Annotated in this window: 21 protein-coding genes; 9 read left to right on the top strand and 12 right to left on the bottom strand. The window is 65.5% G+C overall.

From position 1 onward, the window contains the following. Positions 1 to 7: 7 nt before the first annotated feature. Entirely contained in the window at positions 8 to 985 is a 978-nt protein-coding gene (locus ABNX08_RS27660; RefSeq protein WP_022538894.1) for a Bug family tripartite tricarboxylate transporter substrate binding protein, read from the bottom strand. Between the two features lie 93 nt (positions 986 to 1,078). On the opposite strand from ABNX08_RS27660, the gene ABNX08_RS27655 reads away from it, so the two are divergent. The 5 genes from ABNX08_RS27655 (at position 1,079) to ABNX08_RS27635 (ending at position 9,935) form a co-directional block, all read left to right on the top strand. After that, positions 1,079 to 1,651: a MarR family winged helix-turn-helix transcriptional regulator gene (locus ABNX08_RS27655; RefSeq protein ID WP_022538893.1), complete on the top strand. Its 573-nt coding sequence runs from the start codon at positions 1,079 to 1,081 to the stop codon at positions 1,649 to 1,651. 242 nt (positions 1,652 to 1,893) lie between these two features. Further along, complete coding sequence (locus tag ABNX08_RS27650) at positions 1,894 to 3,444, top strand: 4-hydroxyphenylacetate 3-hydroxylase N-terminal domain-containing protein (RefSeq protein ID WP_041681805.1); 1,551 nt, start codon at positions 1,894 to 1,896, stop codon at positions 3,442 to 3,444. 196 nt (positions 3,445 to 3,640) lie between these two features. Further along, the gene (locus ABNX08_RS27645; protein ID WP_022538891.1) at positions 3,641 to 5,095 is read left to right on the top strand and encodes a sorbosone dehydrogenase family protein; all 1,455 of its coding nucleotides are present in this window, start codon (positions 3,641 to 3,643) and stop codon (positions 5,093 to 5,095) included. Positions 5,096 to 5,325: 230 nt separating this feature from the next. Next, a complete protein-coding gene (dctP, locus tag ABNX08_RS27640; RefSeq protein WP_022538890.1) occupies positions 5,326 to 8,232 on the top strand; it encodes a TRAP transporter substrate-binding protein DctP in 2,907 nt (968 codons plus the stop codon). A 26-nt stretch (positions 8,233 to 8,258) separates the two neighbouring features. Then, on the top strand, positions 8,259 to 9,935 hold the full coding sequence (locus ABNX08_RS27635; RefSeq protein ID WP_022538889.1) for an amidohydrolase family protein: 1,677 nt from the start codon (positions 8,259 to 8,261) through the stop codon (positions 9,933 to 9,935). A gap of 52 nt (positions 9,936 to 9,987) precedes the next feature. On the opposite strand, the gene ABNX08_RS27630 is transcribed toward ABNX08_RS27635, so the two are convergent. Beyond that, on the bottom strand, positions 9,988 to 10,767 hold the full coding sequence (locus tag ABNX08_RS27630; protein ID WP_022538888.1) for a class II aldolase/adducin family protein: 780 nt from the start codon (positions 10,765 to 10,767) through the stop codon (positions 9,988 to 9,990). Further along, the gene (locus ABNX08_RS27625) at positions 10,764 to 11,747 is read right to left on the bottom strand and encodes a tripartite tricarboxylate transporter substrate binding protein (RefSeq protein ID WP_022538887.1); all 984 of its coding nucleotides are present in this window, start codon (positions 11,745 to 11,747) and stop codon (positions 10,764 to 10,766) included. Before ABNX08_RS27625 ends, ABNX08_RS27630 begins: the two co-directional genes overlap by 4 nt. Before the next feature lie 197 nt (positions 11,748 to 11,944). Between ABNX08_RS27625 and ABNX08_RS27620 the strand changes: the two genes are divergently transcribed. After that, positions 11,945 to 12,844 (top strand): LysR substrate-binding domain-containing protein, encoded by a 900-nt coding sequence (locus ABNX08_RS27620; protein ID WP_022538886.1) that lies wholly within the window; start codon positions 11,945 to 11,947, stop codon positions 12,842 to 12,844. A gap of 78 nt (positions 12,845 to 12,922) precedes the next feature. On the opposite strand, the gene ABNX08_RS27615 is transcribed toward ABNX08_RS27620, so the two are convergent. From ABNX08_RS27615 to ABNX08_RS27585, 7 genes are all read right to left on the bottom strand, one after another. Continuing rightward, positions 12,923 to 14,131, bottom strand: coding sequence for an aminotransferase class I/II-fold pyridoxal phosphate-dependent enzyme (locus ABNX08_RS27615; RefSeq protein ID WP_022538885.1), 1,209 nt, complete (start codon positions 14,129 to 14,131; stop codon positions 12,923 to 12,925). A gap of 37 nt (positions 14,132 to 14,168) precedes the next feature. Then, complete coding sequence (locus ABNX08_RS27610) at positions 14,169 to 14,813, bottom strand: 4-carboxy-4-hydroxy-2-oxoadipate aldolase/oxaloacetate decarboxylase (protein ID WP_022538884.1); 645 nt, start codon at positions 14,811 to 14,813, stop codon at positions 14,169 to 14,171. A gap of 70 nt (positions 14,814 to 14,883) precedes the next feature. Then, on the bottom strand, positions 14,884 to 16,158 hold the full coding sequence (locus ABNX08_RS27605; RefSeq protein WP_374063724.1) for an NAD(P)/FAD-dependent oxidoreductase: 1,275 nt from the start codon (positions 16,156 to 16,158) through the stop codon (positions 14,884 to 14,886). Beyond that, positions 16,155 to 16,883, bottom strand: coding sequence for an amino acid ABC transporter ATP-binding protein (locus tag ABNX08_RS27600; protein WP_041681803.1), 729 nt, complete (start codon positions 16,881 to 16,883; stop codon positions 16,155 to 16,157). Before ABNX08_RS27600 ends, ABNX08_RS27605 begins: the two co-directional genes overlap by 4 nt. Further along, positions 16,858 to 17,607 carry an amino acid ABC transporter permease gene (locus ABNX08_RS27595; protein ID WP_022538881.1) on the bottom strand — a complete coding sequence of 250 codons (750 nt, stop codon included), beginning with the start codon at positions 17,605 to 17,607 and terminating at the stop codon, positions 16,858 to 16,860. The genes ABNX08_RS27600 and ABNX08_RS27595 overlap by 26 nt, the downstream gene beginning before the upstream one ends. A gap of 3 nt (positions 17,608 to 17,610) precedes the next feature. Beyond that, positions 17,611 to 18,309, bottom strand: a complete 699-nt coding sequence (locus ABNX08_RS27590) for an amino acid ABC transporter permease (protein ID WP_022538880.1) — start codon at positions 18,307 to 18,309, stop codon at positions 17,611 to 17,613. Between the two features lie 55 nt (positions 18,310 to 18,364). Then, positions 18,365 to 19,186: an ABC transporter substrate-binding protein gene (locus tag ABNX08_RS27585; protein ID WP_022538879.1), complete on the bottom strand. Its 822-nt coding sequence runs from the start codon at positions 19,184 to 19,186 to the stop codon at positions 18,365 to 18,367. Positions 19,187 to 19,351: 165 nt separating this feature from the next. On the opposite strand from ABNX08_RS27585, the gene ABNX08_RS27580 reads away from it, so the two are divergent. From ABNX08_RS27580 to ABNX08_RS27570, 3 genes are read left to right on the top strand one after another with little or no spacing between them, the layout of a single operon-like run. Beyond that, a complete protein-coding gene (locus ABNX08_RS27580) occupies positions 19,352 to 20,272 on the top strand; it encodes a LysR family transcriptional regulator (RefSeq protein ID WP_022538878.1) in 921 nt (306 codons plus the stop codon). 13 nt (positions 20,273 to 20,285) lie between these two features. After that, complete coding sequence (locus ABNX08_RS27575; protein WP_022538877.1) at positions 20,286 to 21,206, top strand: LysR family transcriptional regulator; 921 nt, start codon at positions 20,286 to 20,288, stop codon at positions 21,204 to 21,206. Beyond that, on the top strand, positions 21,206 to 21,388 hold the full coding sequence (locus ABNX08_RS27570) for a hypothetical protein (protein ID WP_022538876.1): 183 nt from the start codon (positions 21,206 to 21,208) through the stop codon (positions 21,386 to 21,388). Before ABNX08_RS27575 ends, ABNX08_RS27570 begins: the two co-directional genes overlap by 1 nt. Positions 21,389 to 21,451: 63 nt before the next feature. Here ABNX08_RS27570 and ABNX08_RS27565 read toward each other — a convergent pair whose 3' ends face one another. After that, positions 21,452 to 22,153: an RraA family protein gene (locus ABNX08_RS27565; RefSeq protein ID WP_022538875.1), complete on the bottom strand. Its 702-nt coding sequence runs from the start codon at positions 22,151 to 22,153 to the stop codon at positions 21,452 to 21,454. A 10-nt stretch (positions 22,154 to 22,163) separates the two neighbouring features. Beyond that, positions 22,164 to 23,156 (bottom strand): tripartite tricarboxylate transporter substrate binding protein, encoded by a 993-nt coding sequence (locus ABNX08_RS27560; RefSeq protein WP_022538874.1) that lies wholly within the window; start codon positions 23,154 to 23,156, stop codon positions 22,164 to 22,166. Positions 23,157 to 23,173 lie beyond the last annotated feature (17 nt).

Below are 23,173 nucleotides of genomic sequence, written 5' to 3'. Positions count from 1 at the left end.
TTGCTGATCAATCGCCGGTATAGCCGGAGGCCTTGACTACCGGCGCCCACCGGGCCGCATCCGCTTTCAGCACGCCTGCGAAAGCTTCGGCCGGGCCGGTGGCGGGTTCCAGCCCCAGCTTCAGGAACTTGTCGCGCACCTCGGGCGACTGCACCGCCTTGACGATGGCGGCGTTGAGCTTGTCCAGCACCGCGCGTGGCGCGCCCGCCGGCGCGAGCAGGCCGTAGCGGCCTTCGCCCTCGATGCCCTTGTAGCCCAGTTCGGTAAACGTCGGCACGTCCGGCAGCGCCACCGAGCGGTGCGTGCCCGAGGTTGCCAGTACGCGCACCTTGCCGGCGCGGTGCATCTCGGTCAGGTCGGCCAGCGTGTCGACCGAGGCCGGCACCTGCCCGCCGACCAGCGCGCTCATCAGCGGCGCCGAGCCGTTGAACGGCACGTGCAGCATCTCCACGCCGACCTGTTTGCCGATCATCAGTCCGAAGAAATGCGGGATGCTGCCGAGCGCTGGCGAGGCATAGGAGTTGTTCTGCGGACCGGCCTTCAGCCACGCCACGTAGTCCTTCAGCGTACGCGCCGGGCTGCCCGGACCGGTGGCCAGCGCCAGCTGGAAGTTGGCCGCCTGCGCCACCGGCGCGAAATCGCGCTGGATGTCGTAGTTCAGCTTGCGGTAGACCAGCGGCGCGATGGTCATCACCGCCGAATTGGCCACCACCAGCGTATTGCCGTCGGCCGGCTGCGTGCGCGCGTAATCCATCACCAGCCTGCCGCCCGCGCCGGGCTTGTTCTCGATCACCACAGTCTGGTTCAGCGTCTCGCGCAGCTTGTCGCCGACCAGGCGCGCGGCCAGGTCGGCGGTGCCGCCGGCGGGGTAGCCGACCAGGATGCGCAGCGGACGCTCGGACTGGGCGCCGACGGGGGCGGCCCAGGCAGCGGCCGCGGCCACCAGGCAGGCAAGCAGGCGGGGAAGGAAGGGGCGAGGGCTCACGATGTCTCCTGTTTATGTGCCGGCGGCCGGCATGGATGGCAAGCTAACACCCGTCGATATAATTAACAAAATCAACTAATTCGTGGGCGTGGCATGGCGCAAGGACAAACGCAGGGCAAGGCAACCGACGGCGGCGTGCGGCTGCAGCGGCCGAGGCGGCTGGCCGACTTCATCAACTACCGGGTCTATCACCTGAACCGCGTCGCGCTGGGCGCGGCGGGGCTGCACCTGCGCGCCACCGCGGGCGTCACCCGACGCGAATGGCGCATGATCGCCTTCCTTGGCGAGCAGCCGGGCACCCGGCTGACCGAGCTGGCCGCCAGCGCCGGCCTGGACAAGGTGCTGGCCAGCCGCGCTGTGCATGCGCTGGTCGAACGCGGGCTGGTGCGCCGCGACACACGCGCACAGGACCGGCGCGCGGCCGCCTTCACGCTCACGGAGGAAGGCGAAGCGGTCTACCGCACCGCCTTCAGGCAAGCCAGGGGCTTCAATACCAGGCTGGCCGCATGCCTGACGGCGGAAGAAGCGCGCGTGCTGTCGCGCTGCCTGGACAAGCTGCAGGCGCAAGCGCAGGCGATGCTGGCCGAAGCGCAGGCGCTGCCGCAGCCGCAAGACGCTGCGCCGGCGTGGGATCCGCTGCAGGTGTGGCGAGGAAGCCGGGCGTAGCGCGGCGCTGAGCCGCCGGCTGGGACAGGTGTCCGCATCACGTGGCGTGCGCGCCAGATCCTGGTCGGTTTGCCGGCACACCTACATTCATCCGTTTCAGTGGGGTAGGTCACAGAGCCGCGGTGGCGTGCGTGTATCTTCAATGCAGCGCCCGGCGCGGGTTTTTCCCGCGTGACCGGAGACGCCTGAGCGCCCGGAGGCATCGCGCCGCCGGGGCCGACGCGTTCCTGCAAGGTTCACACATGTCCGACGATCTGCGCAGTACATACAACAAGGCGTACGTCCCCTTCAACGCCAGCGAATACCTGCAAAGCCTCGACGATGAACGCGAGGTCTGGATCTATGGCGAACGCGTGAAAAACGTGGCCGAGCACCCGGCGTTCCGAAACGCGGCGCGGATGATCGCGCGGATGTACGAGGCGCTGCACGATCCCGTGCGCCAGCCGGTGCTGACCATGCCGACCGAGTGGGGCGGCTTTACCCAGCGCTTCTTCCGCGCCCCCCGCGACGTGGCCGAGCAGGTGGCGCAGCGCGATGCCATCGCCGACTGGCAGCAGTGCGCCTGGGGCTGGATGGGCCGCTCGCCCGACTACAAGGGCTCGTTCCTGGGCACGCTCGGTGCCAATGCGGAGTTCTACAAGGGCTACGAGGACAATGCCCGCTACTGGTACCGCAAGGCGCAGGAGAAGACCTGGTACATGGGCCACGCGGTGGTCAACCCGCCGGTGGACCGCGAACTGCCGCCCTCGGCCACCTCGGACGTGTTCGTGCGCGTGGCGCGCGAGACCGATGCCGGCATCTACGTCAGCGGCGCCAAGGTGGTGGCCACCGGGTCGGCGCTGACGCATTACACCTACGTGGCGCATGTCGACACCGTGCCCGCGCGCGGGCCCAAGTTCATCGTGGCCACCAATGCGCCGGGTGTGAAGCTGTTGTGCCGGGTCTCCAACGAGTACCGCGCGGCGGTGCTGGGCAGCCCGTTCGACTATCCGCTGTCGTCGCGCCTGGACGAGAACGACGCCATCCTGGTGATGGACAACGTGTTCGTGCCGTGGGAGAACGTGTTCATGCACGGCGAGGTGGAGCTCGGCGAGAACGCGCAGAGCGGCTCGGGCTACCTGGAGCGCGCCTCGTTGCACGGTTGCACCCGGGTGGCGGTCAAGCTGGACTTTATCGTCGGCCTGCTGGCGCGCGCGCTGGAAATCACCGGCAGCAAGAGCTTCTACGGTGTGCAGGTGCAACTGGGCGAGGTCATCGCCTGGCGCAACGCCTTCTGGGCCTTGTCCGACGCCATGGCCAAGAGCGATGTGCCGTGGCACGGCAATGTCCGCCCCGATTCGCATTTTGCCGGCGCTTACCGCGTGCTGAACCAGGAAGCGCTGCCGCGCGTGCGCAATATCATCGAGCAGGTGGTGGCCAGCGGCCTGATCTACCTGAACTCGCACGCGTGCGACTTCAACGTGCCGGAGATCCGCGCCTACCTGGACAAGTATGTGCGCGGCTCCGGCGGCGCCAGTGCCGAAGAGCGCGTCAAGGTGATGAAGATGCTGTGGGACGCCATCGGCACTGAATTCGGCGCGCGCCATGAGCTGTACGAGATCAACTACATCGGCAGCAACGATGCCACGCGGCTGACCAACCTGTCGGCGGCGCAGTCCAGCGGCAACCTGGAGCGGATGAAGGCGTTCGCGCGCTCGGCCATGGACGAGTACGACCTGAACGGCTGGACCGTACCCGACCTGGTAAATCCGGACGATGTCAGCGTGCTGCGCCGCGGCGGCCCCCTGCGCTAGTTGCGCGTCAGCACCCGGACCGGCCCCTGCCGGTCCAGCACGTCTACCACCGCACACTCGCCGATGCCGCGCGCATGAAGTATCTTTTACAAAGGCGAGGCGCGCCTGCCGCAGGAAAGGCCGGCGGGACTTGTGCGGGCGCCGTGGATCGGTTCTTGCATGGCAGCCAGTGCCGCAGCCGTGACAGGAGCGCGCTATGTCCGACGCACTACGATCCTCGCTATGCCGATTCTTCATCGCCTGTTGCCTGGGCGTCGCAGCCTGCGGTGGGGGCGGGGGAGACGGGGGCAGTGACGGCGCCAGCGGCACGGGCACGCTGACGCTCTCCATCTCCGGCCTGCCGTCCGGGACGTCGGCGGCCGTCACGGTATTGGGGCCCGGCCAGTTCCGCCAGACCGTGACCCAGTCGACCACGCTGTCCAACCTGCCTGCCGGCAGCTATACGGTCAGTGCCGCCAGCGTGCTGACGAGCACCGCGCTCTTCGAGCCGCAGCCGCCCTCGCAGACCGTGGCGGTGAGCGCGGGCGCCGGTGCTTTGGCCAGCGTGGCCTACGGTGCGCCGGAGACGTTGCAGTTGTCGCTGACGCAGGTTGCCGGCGGGTTGTCCGCACCGATCTTCCTGACCGCGCCCGCCGGCGATTCGCGCCTGTTCGTGGTCGAGCGCGCCGGTCGCATCCGGATCGTGCGCAACGGCGCGCTGGTCGCCACGCCGTTCCTCGATATCGCTGCGCTGACGACGACCGATGGCGAGCGCGGGCTGCTGTCGATGGCGTTCGATCCCGGCTATGGGACCAACCGCCGCTTCTACGTCTATTACACCGACGCCAACGGTGCCATCACCATCGCCCGCTACAACGTGTCGGCCGCGAACCCGGATATCGCCGAGGTATCGGGCACCGTGCTGCTGTCGATCCCGCACGGCACCTTCTCCAACCATAACGGCGGCCAGCTCGCGTTCGGCCCGGACGGCATGCTCTATATCGGCACGGGCGACGGCGGCGGCGGTGGCGATCCGGCGGGCAACGCCCAGAACCCGGGAACGCTGCTCGGCAAGATGCTGCGGATCGACGTCAGTGGTGCGTCCGGCTACGGCTTGCCTGCCGGCAATCCGTTCGTCGGCCAGTCCGGCCGTCGCGGTGAAATCTGGGCCCTCGGCATGCGCAACCCGTGGCGGTTCTCGTTCGACGCCGGGTTGTTGTATATCGCCGATGTCGGCCAGGACCAGCGCGAGGAAGTCGACGTGGCGCCGGCCACCAGCGCGGGCCTGAACTACGGCTGGAACCGGACCGAGGGCACCGCCTGCGTGGGTGCGGCCACGTGCGACAAGACCGCGCTGACCATGCCGGTCTTCGAATACGGCCGTGACGCGGGCGGCTGTGCCATTGTTGGCGGCTATGTGTACCGGGGCAGTGCCAATCCGGCGCTGCATGGCCGGTATTTCTATTCCGACCTTTGCTCGGGCAAGCTGTTGAGCTTCGTGTACCGCGATGGCGTTGCCGCCGAACAGGTCGACTGGAACGTGACCATTCCTGGCAGTGTGTTTTCCTTTGGCGTGGATGACGGGCAGGCGCTGTACGTGCTGGCCGATCCAGGCACGTCGGCGACGAGCGGGCGGGTGTATCGGATCGATGCGTCGGGCGCCACGCCGTGAAGCCATCCGGCCAGTCGACCAAGGCCATCGCGCCGCAATCTGAATCAAAACCTGTTGATTCGTGAGAGCGTCCGGCGAAACTGGCGGCAATTGCAAGGTTGTGCGACTGCCGCGCCAAAGCGCTGCCGGCAGCTTGATGCATGGCCGGCAAGACCGTAGCCTGTCCCACTCCCAAAGTTGGCATTGACACCGTTCTCCCCGTGAACGATCTATAAGAGGGGGAGGGCGAAATGAACCAAAGACACCGGGCCTGGCATCGGGCTTTCTGGGACTTCGTTCGCACCGGCAGAGCGTTCCTGGTCGGGTTGCTGCTGGCGCTCGCCGTTCCGGCGAGCATGGCGCAGGTCTACAGGTGGCGTGCCGAGATTCCTGCCGGGCTGCCAGACCCCGAAGTCGCGACTGTCGCGAAGCTCACGGCGCGCTTCCGCACGCGCCCCTCGCGTGCGCTCCGGATAACGCCAGCCACCGCTTCCACGGTCCCTCCCCAGCAACTGATGGAGCTGGTGAAGCGCGGTGACGTACAGCTGGCGGTGATCCCGATCGATGTGTTGGCCGCGCAAGTGCCTGACTTTGCCATCTTCGATTCGCTTTTCCTGTTCAAGAGCCTGGAGGCGGTGGAGCAATACGAGCGCAGCATGGATGGCCTGCACCTGCTGTCGCAGCTTGGGGCTCAGGGCTTGACCGGGCTCGGATACCTGCATGGCGGGATGCTGCAGATCGTGTCGAGCAAGCCCATACAGGCGCCAGCCAACCTGAAAGGACTAAGACTGGGTACCCGCAGGGCAGGCGACATGGCGCAGCAGTGGTCCCGGTTTGGTGTGTTTCCCGTCCCACTGTCGAAGGAGGCGTTCCCGTCTGCCTTGCGGCAAGGCATGGTCGATGCCGCTGAGGCACCGTGGTCAGAACTGATGAATGTGCCCGGCGGCGGGTGGACCATCACGGAAAGCAACCATCGGTATCGCGGCTATGTACTGGTCGTCAACCGCGCGGCACTCGATGCGCTTCCGGGCCTGGTGAAGCAAGGCTTGCTGGGTGACGCCCGTACGATCATCGACCGGCACAATGCCGGCGTCAGGTCCGCGCATGCCTTGGCGCGCAACAACGCACTCGGTGCCAGCCCGCGGCCAAATACGCTGTCGCGATCCGACTATGACCAGTACGTCGGTCGCCTGAAGGGCTATGTCAAGGACAGCCAACCCGATCGATCCCGGGTGGTGGCCAGGGCCCTTTCGGTGAGTAGCCTGCAGCTTGCCCAGAAGTACTTTCCTGATGATGCACCGGTGCTCGCGCTGGAGCCACTCAATCTCGTCTCGGTGGCGGTCGCGGCCACCAGCGTCCCGAATCCCACGCAGCCGCCTGCGGCGGGTGCATCGTCGCCGGGTCCTCCAACCCCTGTTTCCTACAACGCCAGCTTGTCGCCGCTGTCACCAAAGAACAGTGCCTATCCGCAGCGGCAATCACTGCAGTCGCGTCGGCTTGCCACGCTTCGATTTCATCTCGGACCCTACGACCCCGCATCGATCCTCGCCGCCAAGCCTGCGGCGGAGGATATCCTGCGCAGCAAGGTGGATGTCCCGCTGAGCGTGGTGCTGGACTGTTCATTCTGCGAGCCGCGTGCCGAGTCGCTCAAGCGCATCATCTATAAGCCCGGGGAACGCCGGTCGACGGAAGCCAGCTTCGCCTTCACGCCGGCACAGGATCCCGATGGAAAAACCTATGTCGGCACGCTGCAGATCCTGGTGCTCAATGACGCGACGGGAACGGTGCAAGATCGCATCCCGGTCGATGTCGTCATTGATGCGGCTGACGCCATGCCTGCAGCCGCACCACAGCCTGCGCGGCCCATCAAGGCGATCGAGCCATCGGTGGAATCAGCGTGGAAGCCGGATATCCTCTTGTATGCCAGCGAGGAACTGGGACGCGATGTCAGTATCGAGTTCGAGCCGGTGAGTGCGGAGATGAAGGCTTTGATCGGCAAGCTGGCCTTCGACGAACAAGGCAGGCGCAGGAAATTCCGCTCAGGGATCGAGGACAAGGCACTCGTAGAAGCCATGACCAGATCCGCCTACGGCGTGATGTCGGCGGTGAGCCTGCAAGGACCATTCCTCAAGCGATTGAGCGCCACGGGAACGGACGCTGCCGTCTCCAAGGCTTCGCAGGCGAGCCTCAGCCTGACGGATGCTGAAGCCGCAGCAGTCGCGGAGACGATTGGCGAGATCGGCATGCAGTTGTATCGGAACCTGTTCATTTCCTCAACAGAGGCGGACTTGCGCACCATCATCCGTAAGCTGGAAGATGCTGCCGATGCGCCGCGGACCGTTCCGTTGCGACTGAAGGTCGTGACGGACCGGATCTCGTTGCCATGGCAGTACCTCCACCACCTCGGCCAGGAAACCGACCCGAGGAAATTCTGGGGCATGCGCTTCAGCCTGAGCGTGTCGCGGGCAAGCAGCGGCGGGCCGGGCAGGGCGGCTCAGCCTGAGCAGATGCTGCCGCGCAAAGTGGTCTTTGCCCGCTATGGGAGCAACGCGGACCCAACCGTGCCGTTGGCCCGCGAGCAGATGCTGCAACTGCGCCAGATCCCGGTTCCGAACCTGATGGAGGTCGATTCAGGGCGGACGTTGCTGAACCAGGTGCTCACGCAGGACAGAAAGCGCATTTCGGCCATTGTTGCCTTTCTGCACGCGTCGACTGGCGAAGCCCAGCCCGGTGATCCCTATAGCGCCGGCCCGCAACTGAAGTTCAATGAGGGCGACCTGGTGACAAGCAACAAGCTCGAAATGCTGCTGAACAAGCAGTCTGAGGAGGAGCTGGTTGCGCGCCTCCCCTACCTGACGAGCGCCCCGCTGGTCATTCTCAACGCCTGCGAGACCGGGCCTTCTGCCCATCTTCCCCATGTCAGCCTGGGGGACGTCATCGTCCGGCTCGGCGCCCAGGGCGTGGTCGTCACGGAGGTCTCGATATGGATCCCTCTTGGACATGAGGTGGCGAAACGCCTGATCGGCAGGCTCGGCAAGGGCGAGGCGGTCAGTGACGCCCTGACGGCGATTCGTCGCGAGCTCTATGCCGAGAAGAAGAACCCGCTGGGCCTGCTGTATACCTACTACGGGGATCCGGCCGCCACGCTTCGCTACTGATTGCGCCACCACCGAGGATCACAATCATGCCGCTGAATCGCCGGAGCTTCCTGGCAACACTTGCCGCCGCCTTGTCCCCGCTTCCGTCAGGCGCGGATCCGCTGTGCCCGGGAGATCCGGCGATCTCTGACCGCAATGCGCCACTGACCATCGACGTGCATGCCCACATCTTCAACGGGCGCGACTTGCAGATCCGCGCGTTCCTGGCGAAGACGACGGTCGGCGAGGACTCCGAACTGTACCCGCTCGTCAACGGCGCGGGCGCGCTCTTGCAGGCGCTGGGCTGGCATTTCGCGCCAGACGCCCAGAGCGAACGCAGGGCCATTCAACGCTACGCGGCGCAGCTCATCCGGTGCAAGGATGCCGGGCAGATGCGAAGCCTGGCCGCGCCGGCATTCGAGGAGGGCTATGCCGTCGGCCGGCGTGAGCTGAAAGCTGCGTCGGACGCGGTCTACCAGACGCCGGAAGGGGCCGCCGTCCTCGGGCCGAGGGACGCAGGCGCGGTCGGGATGGGCGCTGCCATCGAAGCCTTGCCGCCTACCTACGATGAGTTCGAGCGACAGCAGTCCGATACGGCGAGCATCCTTGGCAGCCATCCCACCTTTCGCGGGTACATCCGGTTCATCCTGCACAACTTCAACCATCGCCATGTCAACGCGATCGACTACCTGACGACCTATTCCAGCAACCCGGTGCGCAAGGTGGACCTGGTCGTCGCCAGCATGGTGGACTATGACTGGTGGCTGGCGCAGGGTGCGCAAACGCCGACCACGCTGCTGGAGCAGGTGGAGCTGATGGGACAGATATCGGTGCTGATGGGCGGGCGAGTCCATGGTTTCGTGCCGTTCTGCCCGTTCCGGGAGTCCGTGACAAAGGGCGCCGACGGAAGCGGTGCGTCGCTGCGCCTGGTCAGGTACGCGATCGAAAAGCAAGGATTCCTGGGGGTCAAGCTCTATCCCCCGATGGGCTTTGCGGCATGGGGCAATGCCGGCAAGACAGTCTGGCAGGGCAAGGTGGGTTTACCGGCTGCCGCGTCGGATCCCCGTTTCGGAGCCCGGCTTGATGCCGCCATGGGTGCGCTGTTCCGCTATTGCCTGAAGAACGACGTGCCGATCATGGCGCACACGAATCACTCCAACGGACCATACGAAGAATTCCGGGAACTGGCAGGGAGCGAGTATTGGTTTCGGGCACTGCGCAGATTCCCGGGCCTGCGTGTTAGCTTTGGCCACTTCGGCGACACCGACCCGGAAGACCATCACGGCGACAAGTCGCGCAAGTTCCTCAACCTGATTACTGCCGCGAAGGGCTCTGCCGGCGCGAATACCTTCGCGGACAGCGGCTATTTTGCCGGCGTGCTGCTTAATCAGCCAAGGATGACTGAGCTGCTGCGGACGCTGTACGCTGCCTCGGACAATGAGATCCTGCGTGAACGGCTGATGTACGGCACCGACTGGACCATGATCCTGCCTCAGCACAACGTGGAGCGATACCTGTCGGATTTCATGGATGTGATGGCACGGGTCGAGGCGGCAGAGCCGGGTGTCGCCGTGCGCCAGACGTCCTTGTCGAACGCCTTCTTCGGCCAGAACGCGGCCAGCTTCCTCGGACTGCGACCGGGCATGCGGAACCGCAAGCGGCTTGAAGCCTTCTACGCGGCGAGGCAGGTTCCGCAGCCGGACTGGATGCACAAGCTGGGGTAGCCCTGGTTTCCGGCGAGCTTTCATCCCGGCCGCCGGCGTGGCGGCCAGTGAGTCAGGTCTTGTACGACGGATCGCGGCGGTCGAGATAGCGCCGCATCGCCGGCCACTCCATTTCGCCGAAGGGCCGCCTGACATGCGGCAGGTAGAGGTTGTAGGTCTTCTCGATGACCTCGGGCGGGGGCATGGTCAACTCGGCCCCCGTGCCCATGGCATCGAGCTGGATCTTGCAGGCCATTTCCAGCCAGTACATTAGGTTGAACGCCTGGGCGATACTCGCGCCGGCCGTCAGCAGGCCGTGGTTCCGGAGAATCAGCGCTTCATGGTTGCCCAGGTCGCGCACCAGGCGTTCGCGTTCGTCCAGCTCCAGCGCCACGCTCTCGTAGTCGTGATAGGCAATGTGCGCAAAGCGCATGGACGTCTGCGTAAGGGGCAGCAGCCCGCACTTCATCGCGGAAACCGCGGAGCCCGCGCGCGTATGCGTGTGCAGCACGCATTGCACGTCGTGGCGAGCGGCATGGACGGCACTGTGGATGACATAGCCTGCCTGGTTGACGCTGAACCGTCCGTCGCCGCCATCGTGCACGTTGCCGTCCAGGTCGATCTTGATCAGGCTGGAGGCGGTGATTTCCTCGTACATCATCCCGTACGGATTGATCAGCAGATGGTCGGGCGTTCCGGGGATGCGCGCGGTGATGTGGTTGTAGATGAGGTCGCTCATGCCGTACAGCGCCACGAGGCGGTAGCAGGCAGCCAGGTCGACGCGCGCCTGCCATTCGGCCGCGTCGAAGTCGCTCGGACGCCTGGCGCCGGCATTGATCTTGGGGGCGCTCATTTTTGGGTCACCTTCTGGGGTTCGCGCAGGGAATCTGCGATGGGTTGAAGTTCTTTCCGGTTGCCGGCCAGCGCTGCCGTCCAGGCGGCGCCGGACAGGTAGGCGAGCACTGGTGCGTCATTGCGGGCGGCCGCGATGAACTCGGGGTCGCGCAGGCTCTCTTCGATGGCCTTCTCAAGCCGTTGCGCGATGCCCGCGGGCAGGCGCGCCGGCGCGGCAACACCGCGTTCCGAACTCATGACGATGGGCACGCCGGCCTCGCCCGCGGTGGGCACGGTGTCGATGGGCTTCAGGCGTGCCTTGCTCATCTGTGCGACGCCCTTGAACGGGCCGCCCGCGAGGCTGAGTTCGCGCATCTCGCCCGCGCTGACATAGGTGAAGTCGACATGCCCGCCCATCAGCGCCGTCTTCGCCTCGGCTGCGCCCTTGAACGGGATGCTGTTCGCCTGCACACCGGCGATCCGCTGCAGTTGCTCCAGCGCCAGGTGGCCATTGGTGCCCACCCCGCTGTGACCGAAGGAGAGCGAGCCCGGCTGCTTCCTGAGCGCCTGGACCACGCTCCGCAGGTCGGTGTACTTGCTGTCTTTGCGCGCAATCAGCACCGTCGGGTCGTCGACGAGCCGGGCAATCAGGCGCAGGTCCTCGGCCTTGTACTGCGCATCCTTGTACATCGGCAGGAAGATAAAGCCGGGGACATTGACGATGCCGATGGTGTAGCCGTCGGGTTTGGCGCGGGCGACGTGGGCCACGGCCAGTTCGCCGGCCGCACCGGGCTTGTTGGTGACGACGATGCGGGCGTTGGCGCCGAGGCGCTTGGACACGAAGGGCGCGAGGACGCGGGCCATCTGGTCGGTGCCGCCGCCGGCGGCAAAGCCCACCACCAGCTCGATGGGGCGGTCGTCCGGCCAGGCGGCGAGCGCCGGGCCGCAAGCGACCATGGCAACGGAAAGCGCCAGTCGGCGCAGAAGGGGCATCTGCATTGCTGTCTCCATGGGTTGTAGTTGTGGGCCCCGGCCTGATCGGCGTCCTTATGTACTCCGCGCATGAAACCTTGGGAAGATCCGGCTGGTGCAGCGGGGCCGCCCTGAACGGTGAGGGCTATACTGTGTCGACATTTTGCGAGCTAGGCGGGGCGCTCACAAGCGACTATTTGTTGCCCTGTTGATGAGTTTTTGGAATGAATCCACGACGCCTTACCCCCTCGATGTCGTCCCTGCTGGCGTTCGAAGCCTCCGCCCGCACCGAGAGCTTTACCCGGGCCGCACAGCAACTGTCCCTGACCCAGAGCGCGGTCAGCCGGCAGGTGCAGACGCTGGAAGAACTGCTGGGCGTGGCGCTTTTCCAGCGGATTGGCCGGCGGGTGGTGTTGACCGATGTCGGCCGCATGTATCTGCGCGAGCTGACGGGGCCGCTGGAGCGAATCCGCAGCGCGACCATGCAGGCGATCGCGTTCCAGGCTGGCGGCGGTACGCTGCACCTGTCCGTGTTGCCGACCTTCGGGTCCAAATGGCTGATGCCCCGGCTGCCGGGTTTCTATGCCAGGCACCCCGAGGTGCTGATCCACATTCATTCGCGCACCTATCTCGACCTGGACCTGTCCGGCATGGACGCTGCCATCGTGGTGGGAGACGGGCAGTGGCCAGGGGCCGTGGCGTACCAGCTCGTCGCGGAAGAACTGGTCCCGATCATCGGTCCCAGGCAGGCAAAGCGGGACAAGATCAAGGGGATCGAGGAGTTGCTGCGGTATCCGCTGCTGCAGGTCGTCACGCGGCCGACGGCGTGGCGGGACTGGTTTGCCAGGCACGGCTATGCCGGCGATGCGCTCAAGCTGGGCCCCCAGTTTGAAATGACCTCCCACCTGATCCAGGCGGTGTCTGCGGGGATGGGCATCGGCCTGGTGCCCAGGGTGCTGGTCGAGGACGAACTCCGGGCCGGCACGCTGGCGGTGCCGGTCAAGGTCGGCAGTGATGCGAGTGGCAATGCCTACTACCTCGTCGTCGCAGCCAATCGCGAATCGTATCCGCCCTTTACGCTGTTCAGGGACTGGTTGCTTGGCGTGGCCGGCGATGCGCCATGAATGGCGCCCGCCGTTTGTGATTCTGTATGGGGGATGCCGCCGTACGTTGGCAGGTGCCAGCGCACGGCGGGAGTCGCATTACCGCAGCGTCGCCACGGCTCGCATCAGGCGCTCGCAGCCTTCTTCGATCACCTCCAGCGAGGTGGCGAAGGAGAACCGCAGATAGGGCGAGAGGCCATATGCCGTGCCGTCGAGCACCGCCACGCCGGCCTTGTTCAGGAAGAACATCACCACGTCCAGATCGGTCTCCAGGAACTTGCCCGTATCCGTCTGCTTGCCGAGCAGGCCCTTGACGGACGCGTAGAGATAGAAGGCGCCTGCCGACGGCGTGCAGGCAATGCCGGGGATCTCGTTCAATAGCGCCGCCATGCGATTGCGCCGATGCTCGAAGATGCCGACCATCTCGCCCACGCACGCCTGGTCGCCCTCCAGCGCCGCCACGGCGGCGGCCTGGGACACGGAGCTGGTGCACGTCGAGCTTTGCGACAGGATGGTGCTGATGGCCTTGACCAGTTCCCGCGGGCCGGCACCATAGCCGACGCGCCAGCCGGTCATGGCATAGGCCTTGGACATGCCGTTGATCAGCAACGAGCGCTGCTTCAGCGCCGGCATCAGCGTCAGCGGGGAAACGGCGGTGCCGCCGTCATACACATAGGGCTCGTAGATCTCGTCGCTCATCAGCCAGACGTGCGGATGGCGCTCCAGAACCGCGCACAGGTCGCGCAGTTCCGCGGCCGTGTAGACCGCGCCGGTCGGATTGTTGGGGCTGTTCAGGATCAGCCAGCGGGTGCGCGGCGTGAGGGCGGCTTCCAGCGCGGCCGCGGTCAGCTTGAAGGCGACGTCGGCATCGCACCTGACGATGACGGGCGTGCCGCCGTTCATCGTGACCATGTCGGGATAGGAGACCCAGTACGGCGCGCTGATGATGACCTCGTCGCCGTCTTCCAGCGATGCGGTCAGCGCGCTGAAGATCACCTGCTTGGCGCCGCAGCCCACCACGATCTCGTCCGCGCCGTAGTCCAGGCCGAGGGTGCGGCCGAGTTTGGCGGCGATGGCGCGCCGTAGCACGGGGGTGCCCAGCGTGCTGGTGTACCTGGTCTCGCCGCGGGCGATGGCGGCGTTGGCCGCGGCGCCGATATGCGCGGGCGTCGGCAGGTCGGGCTCGCCGATGGTGAAGTCGAGCACGTTCTGGCCCTGGGCGCGCAGATCGTCCACCAGTGCCTTGGCGGCGATGCTGGGCGACGGCTTGATCAGGCCCATGCGGCTGCTGATGATGGATTGATGCATTTGTGAGGGTCCTTGCGTTGGCGGTTGATCGAGGGCTTCAGGCGAGGCCATGGCGCCTGAGCGTTTCCTGCAGGCCCAGCAGTTCGACCATGGTCGCGCCGCTCTCCAGGCGCTCGCGGATGGCGGCTTCCTTGCGCTCGCGCTCTTCGCTGGCCGCGATCACTTGTTCGACCTCTTCATGTGCCACGGCAACGACGCCGTCGCGGTCGCCCATGATGATGTCGCCGGGACGCACGACCACGCCGCCGACGGTGACCGGCACATTGACCTTGCCCGGCTGGAACTTGTTGGTGCCCTTGATGCAAAGGCCGCGGCAGAACACGGGGAAGCCCATGTCGACAATCGCGCTGGCATCGCGTACCGCGCCGTCGATCACCAGCCCGGCGATGCCGATCTTCTGCGCCGCCAGCGTCAGCAGGTCGCCCCAGGGGCCGGCATCGACAAAGCCCTTGGCGTCGATGACCAGCACGTCGCCGCGCTTAGCCCTGGTCAGGGCATAGTGGATCATCAGGTTGTCGCTGGGCCGGATATCGATGGTCAGGGCAGGGCCGGCCACGCGCATCGACGGATCCAGCGGGGCGATGCGGGGATCGACGGCGCCGCGCTGGCCCTGGGCCTCGTGGATGGTGGCGGCGCCCAGGCGATTGAGCGTGTCGAGTTGCGATTGGGTGATTTCGGTCATGGTTGTCTCCGGGTGGTCGAGTGCGACCCTCCTGCGGGAGGGCGAGGCAGGTTTAATCGTCAGTGAGCGTTCAGTGAAAGCGTTCGAGCCGAAACGCCGAGAGTTCCAGCGGCGGCGGCATGTCGCGGACCAGGCTCGACATACACCGTGCGGTAATCGCCGAGGTCGTGAGGCCGCTATGGGCATGGCCGAAGGCATAGAACACGGACGGGGCGTGGCCGACGCGGCCGATCGCGGGCATGCCGTCCGGAAAGGACGGGCGCACGCCCATCCACGGCCTGGCGACGGTGCCGCGAATGCCGGGGAGGTATGCGCGGGCAAGCCGGAGCAGCATTGTGGCGCGACGCATATCCGGCTTTGCGTCGGCATGAGCGAATTCGGCAGTGCCGGCCAGCCTCAGTCCTTCGTCCATCGGCGTTGCAGCGAAGTAGGGTTCGCCGAAAACGACCGGGCGGCGCAGCGAGATGCCCGCGTCCGGCAGCATCAGGTGATAGCCGCGCTCCGCCGCCAGCGGTACCCGATAGCCGAGCTCGGCCAGCAAAGGTCCCGACCGGTAGCCCGCTGCCACCACGACGCTCGCGGCGGAATGGGTTCCGTGTGCGGTGACCACTTCCGCACGACCCGGAGCCGCCTGGCGGACAGCGCGCACTTCATCGCGCAGGATCGCGCCGCCCAGCTCAACCAGCCGCCGGGCGTAGTGCTCGCCCAGGGCGCGCGGGTTGCTGCAGCGCCCGGCGTTCGGGTAGAAGATCCCGCCTGCGATGTCCTGGCACAGCGCTGGCTCAAGCTCCCGAACGCTGGCAGCCGACACGCGTTCCGCAGCGAGGCCATAGCTGTTCCACACGGGCAGGGCGCGGCATTTCGCATCCAGGGCAGCTTCGCTTCGGAACGCGACCAGTCCGCCGTCACGGCTGACAAGATGCTGCGCCGATGCCTCCCGCGTCAGTTCGTCGAAAGCCGCGATGGCCTGGCCCGTGAGCGCTGCCATGTTCGACAGCACGGCCTGGTACGGTTGCGGCCGCAGCGCTGCCACGGCGCGCCACGCCCACGGCAACAGCCGCAGCGCATAACGCGGCTGCACGACCAGCGGACCGTCCTTGTCGAGCAGCAGCCGTGGCAGCCTGCGCAGCAGGTCCGGTGTCGCCGGCGGAAAGATGTTCGCTTCCGACAGATAGCCGGCGTTGCCGGACGAGACTCCGGACATCGGCGCGTTGTTATCGATGACCGTGACCGGATGCCCATCCATGCGCAGCCGCAAGGCGATGGAGAGTCCGACGATCCCGGCGCCGACCACGATGGCGGAGCCCGGCGCATTATTGTGTTCCATGATCCGGTGCGTCCTCAATGCGAGCGCAGGTCAGAGAGGAAGGCGCGCGCCCGCGGATGCTGGGGCGAGGCAAAGAAGTCAACCGGCGACGCTTCCTCCAGGATCGCGCCCTTGTCCATGAACCAGACGCGATCGGCGACTTCCCGCGCGAAGTTCATCTCGTGCGTGACGCAGACCATGGTCATGCCGTCCTTGGCCAGCCCCTTCATCACGTTCAGCACTTCGCCGACCATTTCAGGGTCGAGCGCGCTGGTCGGCTCGTCGAACAGCATCACCGGCGGGTCCATCGCCAGCGCCCGCGCAATCGCAACGCGCTGTTGCTGGCCTCCGGAGAGCTGCTGTGGGTAGGCCTCCGCCTTGTGTGCCAGGCCGACGCGCTCAAGCAGCGACATGGCCTTGCTTTTTGCCTCGCTCTTGCTCTTCGCCGCGACTTTGACCGGCGCCAGGCAGACGTTGTCGAGCGCGGACAGGTGCGGAAACAGGTTGAACTGCTGGAACACGAACCCAACGTGGCTGCGGAACTTGTTCAGGTTCAGCGCCGGCGAGTGGATGTCCTGGTTGTCGAGCCGGATGGTGCCGTTCTGGATGTCTTCCAGGCGGTTTACCGTGCGGATCAGCGTCGACTTGCCCGACCCCGAGGGGCCGCACACCACCACGACCTGGCCGCGGCCGACTTCAGCGGTCACGTCCACGAGGGCGTGATAGTCGCCATACCACTTATTGACTTTGGAGAACTGAATCATTTTGAATGCTCCGTGCGGGGGCGGTCTTGCCGCTGGTCTTTCCACTCCTTCTGCGTGTGACGCGACGCTCCAGGGCGTGCGCCAGCTGGGTCAGGCAGAAGCAGACTGCGAAATAGGTCAGGGCCAGGATCAGGAAGACTTCGAACGGCCGCGTCAGCAGGTTGGTGTTCACTTGGTTGGCGGAGAAGGTCAGCTCCTGCACGCTGATGACATAGCCGAGCGAGGTCTCCTTGATGGTCGACACGAACTGGCTGACGATGCTCGGGATCATGTTGTAGAGCGCCTGCGGCAGGATCACCTTCGTCATCGTTTGGGCATGGCTCAGCCCGAGCGCGCGGGCCGCTTCGGTCTGGCCGCGCGGCAGCGCCTCGATGCCGGCGCGGATCACTTCGGAGAGATAGGCTGCCTCGTAGATCACCAGCGTGCACAGCAGCGTGGTGAAGCCCGTCACGCTGTGGCCGAGCAGCAGTGGCACCAGGAAGTAGCTCCAGAAGATCAGCATGACCAGCGGCACGCCGCGGACGATGTAGACCAGTACCGTGGCGGGCACCCGGAACACCTTCCAGGGCGAGACCCGCGCCACCGCCAGCAGGAGGCTGATCGGGAACGAGAGCACCAGTCCCAGCACCGACAGCAACAGCGTCAGGGCCAGGCCGCCGAGCGGTCCGTTGGGGTATTGGCCGAGCAGCAGCAGGTGCCAGTTGTCGCGAAGAATATCGATCATGGTTTATCTCGCCGGAATGCGCGTGCGTTGGGCCATCGCCGCGCCGATCGCCATCAGGCCGAGGGACACCGCCAGGTAGAACGCGGTGGCCAGCATGTAGGCCTCGAACGTGCGGAAGGTGTGGTTCTCGACTTCGCGCACGGCATAGGTCATCTCCGCCGCGCCCACCGCCATCGCCAGGCTGGTGTTCTTGAACAGCAGCACGGTGTGGTTGATAAAGGGCGGCAGCGCGATGCGGAAGGCCTGCGGCAGGATCACGTGGCGCATCGAGCCCAGGTAGCTCAGGCCGAGCGAACGCGAGGCCTCGTGCTGCCCGAACGGGATGGAACGCAGCCCGCTGCGAATGTCCTCGGAGAAGTAGGCGGCCATGCACAGGCCGATGGCGATGCTGGCGAAGATCATCTCGCCGCCGTTGGCGTTGGCCCAGTTCTGGGCCGCTTCGGGCAGCAGCGTCGGGATGCCGAAGTACCACAGCAGGATATGGACCAGCATCGGCACGTTCTGGTGGTAGGCGACGTAGCCGGCCACGAAGCGTTCGGCGACGGGGTTGCCGGAGACGCGGACGGTGGCGAGCACGGTGCCCAGCACGAAGGCAAGCGTCCAGCTCGAGATGGTGAGCCACGCGGTCAGCTGCAGGCCCTTGAGCAACTGCTCGCCGTATGGCGCGGCCAGGATCGCGGTGAAGTTGAAGTGGGAAAACATGGCTTGCTCCTGGAGCGGGGCCCATATCAGCCGATACGGCCCCGCCTTTGTGTTCTCAGCCCTTGATCGGCTGGATGCGGAACTCCCGCTTCATCTGGAACAAGGTCTTGGGTCCCAGCCACTTGTCGAAGATCTGCTGCGCTTCGCCGGACTTCTCCATATCGGCCAGTGCGGTGTTGACGGCCTTTTCCAGGGCCGGCTCGCCCTTCTTGAGGCCCAGGCCCCAGGCTTCCTGCCCCAGGGCGGGGGTGATCACCTGGATATTTCCGGACGGTCCCAGCTTGGCGATGAAGCGGCGCAGCATCGACTCCGACAGGCCGAAGCCATCGACCTTGCCTTGCACCAGTGCCATGAACGCGGACGGAGCGTCGTCGTAGCTGACGAGCTGGGCCGACGGCAGTACCTTTTGTACGAAGTTCTGCGTGCTCGATCCCTTGATCGTGCTGATCCGCTTGCCGGCGAGGTCATCGCGCTGCTTGAACGCGCCACTGGCCTTGACCGCCAGCTTCTGCTCGCTGACGAAGTAGCTGTCGGAGAAGGCAATCTGCTCGGCGCGCGCCGGCGTATAGCCGAGCACCGCGGCCAGCAGGTCCACGCGACCCTGGCTTAGCTCGGGGATGCGCGCTTCGAGCGATATCACTTTCAGCTCGGGCTTCACGCCCAGCGATTTGGCGATGGCCTTGCAGAAGTCGACGTCGTAGCCGGCCAGTTCGCGGGTGGACGGGTCCTGGAAGCCGAACGGCTCCAGGTTGCTGAGCACGCCGCAGACCAGCGTGCCCCGGGATTTGATGTCGGCCAACTGGTCGGCGTGGGCAGGTGCGGCCATGGCCGCGGCACAGGCCAGTACGGCAAAGCTCGCTTTGATGATGGACTTCATGGTTTCTCCAGGGGCAGTGTCTGTGGGTCTTCGTCGTCAGGTGCGCAGGTCCGGTTGCGCAACGTGAAAACGATTCTTGCAGATGGATATAATTAGTTAAAGCGACATTTTCAGGCGCTATCTCATTCAAAATTGTGACGGAACGATGGGGTTACCCCTAAGGCCATGACGACGCTCAAGCAACTGGAGGCCCTGGCTGCGATTGCGGACACGGGTTCGGTGGAGGCGGCCGCACGGCGCCTCGGTGTGGTCCATTCGGCGGTGTCCCGGCACATCCGCGACTTCGAAGAGGATTTCGGCTATCCGCTGCTGGACCGCGCCGGACGCACGGTGCGGCTCACGGTGGAAGGCGTGGAGGTGCTCAACCGGGCCAAGGCCGTGCTGATGCAGCGCGACCTGCTGCTGGAGCGGATCGCCAGCAAGGAGGTGCTGACCCGCAAGCTACGCCTCGGCGTGACCGAGCTGACGGCGCTGACCTGGCTGCCGAGGTTGCTGGAGGCCATCCAGGCGGCATATCCGCGCGTCACGATCGAGCCGGAAGTCGACTACAGCGTGCATTTGCGCGAGCGGCTGCAGGCCGGGCAACTTGACCTCGCTATCCTCCCGGACGCGTTTGCTACCACGGGCTATGTGAAGGATAAGCTGGCCGAGGTACAGAACGAGTGGTTCTGCACGCCGGGCTTGCGACCTGGTATGGGCCGCATGTCCTTGTCCCGTATGAGCGAATACACGTTGCTTACGCAGGGCAACCTGTCGGGCTCCGGCATCCTGATCGGCGAATGGCTGCGACGGCACGGCGTGGTGCCGCGCAATACCATCTCAAGCAACAGCCTGGTCGCGCTGGTCGGCATTGCCGCCTCGGGGCTCGGCGTGGCGTACCTGCCCCGCTCGGTGATCGGGAACCTGCTGGAGTCAGGGCAGCTGGTGGAGCTGAACGTCACGCCGAAGCTGCCGCGCGTGCGCTACGTGACGTTGATTCGCTCCGATGTGGCGATGCCATTCCTGCGCAGCGTGGTCGAACTCGCGCGCAGCACTTGCGACTTCGAGCATTCCTATCACGCACCCGTCAGGGACATCGAACGGTGAGAGAGGCTGCTGCATGATCACCATCAAGCAAGTGGAAGCGTTCTACTGGGTCGCGAAGCTGGGAACCGTGCAACGGGCGGCGTCCAAGCTGCACGTGACGCAATCGGCGGCAACCAAGCGCCTGCAGGAACTGGAGCGGATCTCGGCGGCGCCATTGTTCGACAGCTCAGGCAGGAAAGCCGCGCTGACACCGAAAGGGCAGGAACTGCTCGAGCTGTGCGAGAACTTCCTTGCGGCAACCGCGCGCCTGGAGGAGGTCAAGGCGTCCGCGAAGCACGTCGCTCGCGTCCTGCACATCGGCATTACGGAACTCGTCGCGCTGACGTGGTTCCCGGGCCTGGTGCGAAGGCTCAACGGCGTGTATCCGCAGGTCACGCTGCAGCCGGACGTCGACCTGTCCGCCTCGCTGCGCGACAAGGTGCTGGATGGACGACTGGATCTGGCGGTGCTGCCAGAAGCCTATATCGTGCCGGCCATGGCGTCGGTCAGGCTGCAATCCGTGCCGTTCGGGTGGATTTGTCCGAGCGGCGCTTTCGATGGCAATGCGGTCATCTCGCTGCAGGACCTCGCGGCACTGCCGCTGATCGAGCAGGACGCGGGCTCCGGCCTTACGGCGCTTTGCGAGACCTTGTTTGCGCAGGCTGGTATCCAGCCCCATCGCGTGTCAGGCAGCAACAGCCTGGTCGCGCTCGCCGGTCTCGTGGAAGCCGGCATGGGGGTGAGCTGCGTGCCTCTGCACTTGTTCGAACAGGAGATCAGGCAGAAGCGCCTCCAGCACGTGCGCACCGACCCGCCTGCGCCGGGCATTACCTACTTTGCAGTGTTCCTGAAGCAACACCAGGCGGCACTCGGCTATGCCGTTGCGGACATTGCCCGGCAGTGCTGCGATTTTGGTGCGAGGCACAGGCAGACAAGGCGCCGGGGCGCGCCGTAGTGCGGACCGAAGCGGAGGCCGGCGCCGAAGCGGTGTTCGGAACGCTGGCGGACACTGGCCTTGACTTTATCCACGTGACTGAATTCGAAGCGTGGCGGCCGGCTTTCGAAGGAGAGAGCCTGGTGCGGCTCGCCCGCAAGCATGCGCCCGGGGTGATCAAGGCCTCGGAACTCGCCGCGTGATCGCGCGCTAGACGTCAGCCGTATGAAAGCTGGCAGGACTTCCGCCGCCACCTCATTGCGTGCTTATGAGAGACTTTCTCCAGCCTTGAGCACGCCTGCTGCCTGCAGCGATGCGTCCAGCCACGATGGGCGTAGCGCCTTGCCGGAGCGGATGCCGTCGATGCGGTTGCGTTCCGCGGCAACCTTGTCGGATGCCTTGGCGAGCAGGGCAGCTACGTGCTCGCGTTGGACCACGACGACGCCATCCGCATCGCCGATAACAAGATCGCCCGGATGGACCGTTACGCCCCCGCATTGGATCGGGTGGTTCACCCGGCCTGGCACGAGCTTGGTCGGTCCGTTCGGATTGGTGCCCACCGAATACATCGGGAACCCTAGTTTGCGGATCTCTTCGGCATCGCGGGCCGCGGCATCCAGGACGACGGCAGCCACGCCGATCGCCTTGCATTGGTTTGCCATGATGGCACCCATCAATGCGCAGGACTGGTCGCCCTTGCCGTCCACCACGATGACATCGCCCGGCCGGGAGATAGCCATTGCGGCATGAATCATCAGATTGTCACCGGGCCGCACTTCGACCGTGAGCGCCGGGCCGCAGAACCGGCTGCCGCTGTCCAGCGGCGCGATGCGGCCATGCATGCCACCTCTGCGGCCGGCAACATCGGCGAGGATCGATGACGCGAACCGGGAAGCCTGCGCGACCAGCTCAGGCGAGACCCGCTCAAAGTCACGCTGGATATCGTTAGCTTTGTCTTTCGTTTCCATGCCTGACCTCTCAGTTCAGCGTAACGTTGGCTTCCTTGATGACCCCCGACCACTTGCGCTTGTCGGTGATCAGGAACTCCCGGAACTTCTCTGAAGAACTGGCTACCACCTCCATGCCGTCCTGGCTCAGCCGCTGTGCAATATCCGGCTGGTGCAGGACTTGCTGGATCTCGCGTTGCAGGCGGGCGATCACGTTGGAGGGCGTGCCTTTCGCAGCGCACAGGCCTGTCCATGCCACCGGGTCGAAGCCGGGGACACCCGCCTCAGCGAACGTGGGGACATCAGGCAGCGATTTCAGCCGCTGCGTCGCGGCCACTCCAAGGACCCGCAGCTTGCCGGATTTTGCATAGGGCAGGGAACTGATCGGCTGGTCGAAAATCAGCGAAACCTGGCCGCCGAGCAGGTCTGTCATGGCTTGCCCGGTGCCCTTGTATGGGACGTGGACGATGTTGATGCCCGCGCGCAGCTTCAGCATTTCCCCCGCGAGATGGCCTGCGGTGCCATTGCCCGACGAAGCGAAGTTCACTTTCCCGGGGTTTGCCTTGGCATACGCGACCAGCTCCTTGACGTTGTGCACGGGAAGGGACGCATTGACCAGGGCGATGTAAGGCGTATTGGCGATCAGGGAGACGGGGATGATGTCCGTCTGCGGGTCATAGGCCATCTTCTGCAGGAAGGGCTGGATCGACAGCATCCCCGTCGTGCAGATCATCAGGGTATGGCCATCCGCCGGCGCTTTCAGCATGGTGTCGGCGGCAATGTTGCCGCCTGCGCCTGGCCGGTTGTCGATCAGGACTTGCTTGCCCAGCGCCTCGGCCAGCCTGGGGGCGATCAACCGGGCCACGATATCGTTCGACCCGCCCGGAGAAAAGCCCACAAGGATTCGAACCGGTTTGGACGGATATGGCTCTTCGGAATGCGCGGCAGTGGCAAGCAGCGACAGGCTTGCCGCTACGATTCGCAGGGCGCTCGGGGAGCGCAGACGCTTCAGCAGTGAGTTCATGGCGGGGGCGGAAAGTG

Origin of the sequence: Cupriavidus sp. DF5525 (assembly GCF_040149425.2) — a bacterium.
GTDB classification, from domain to species: domain Bacteria; phylum Pseudomonadota; class Gammaproteobacteria; order Burkholderiales; family Burkholderiaceae; genus Cupriavidus; species Cupriavidus pickettii_A.
Note: the sequence above shows the minus strand (reverse complement) of the source record. Positions and strands in the feature narration are given on the sequence as shown.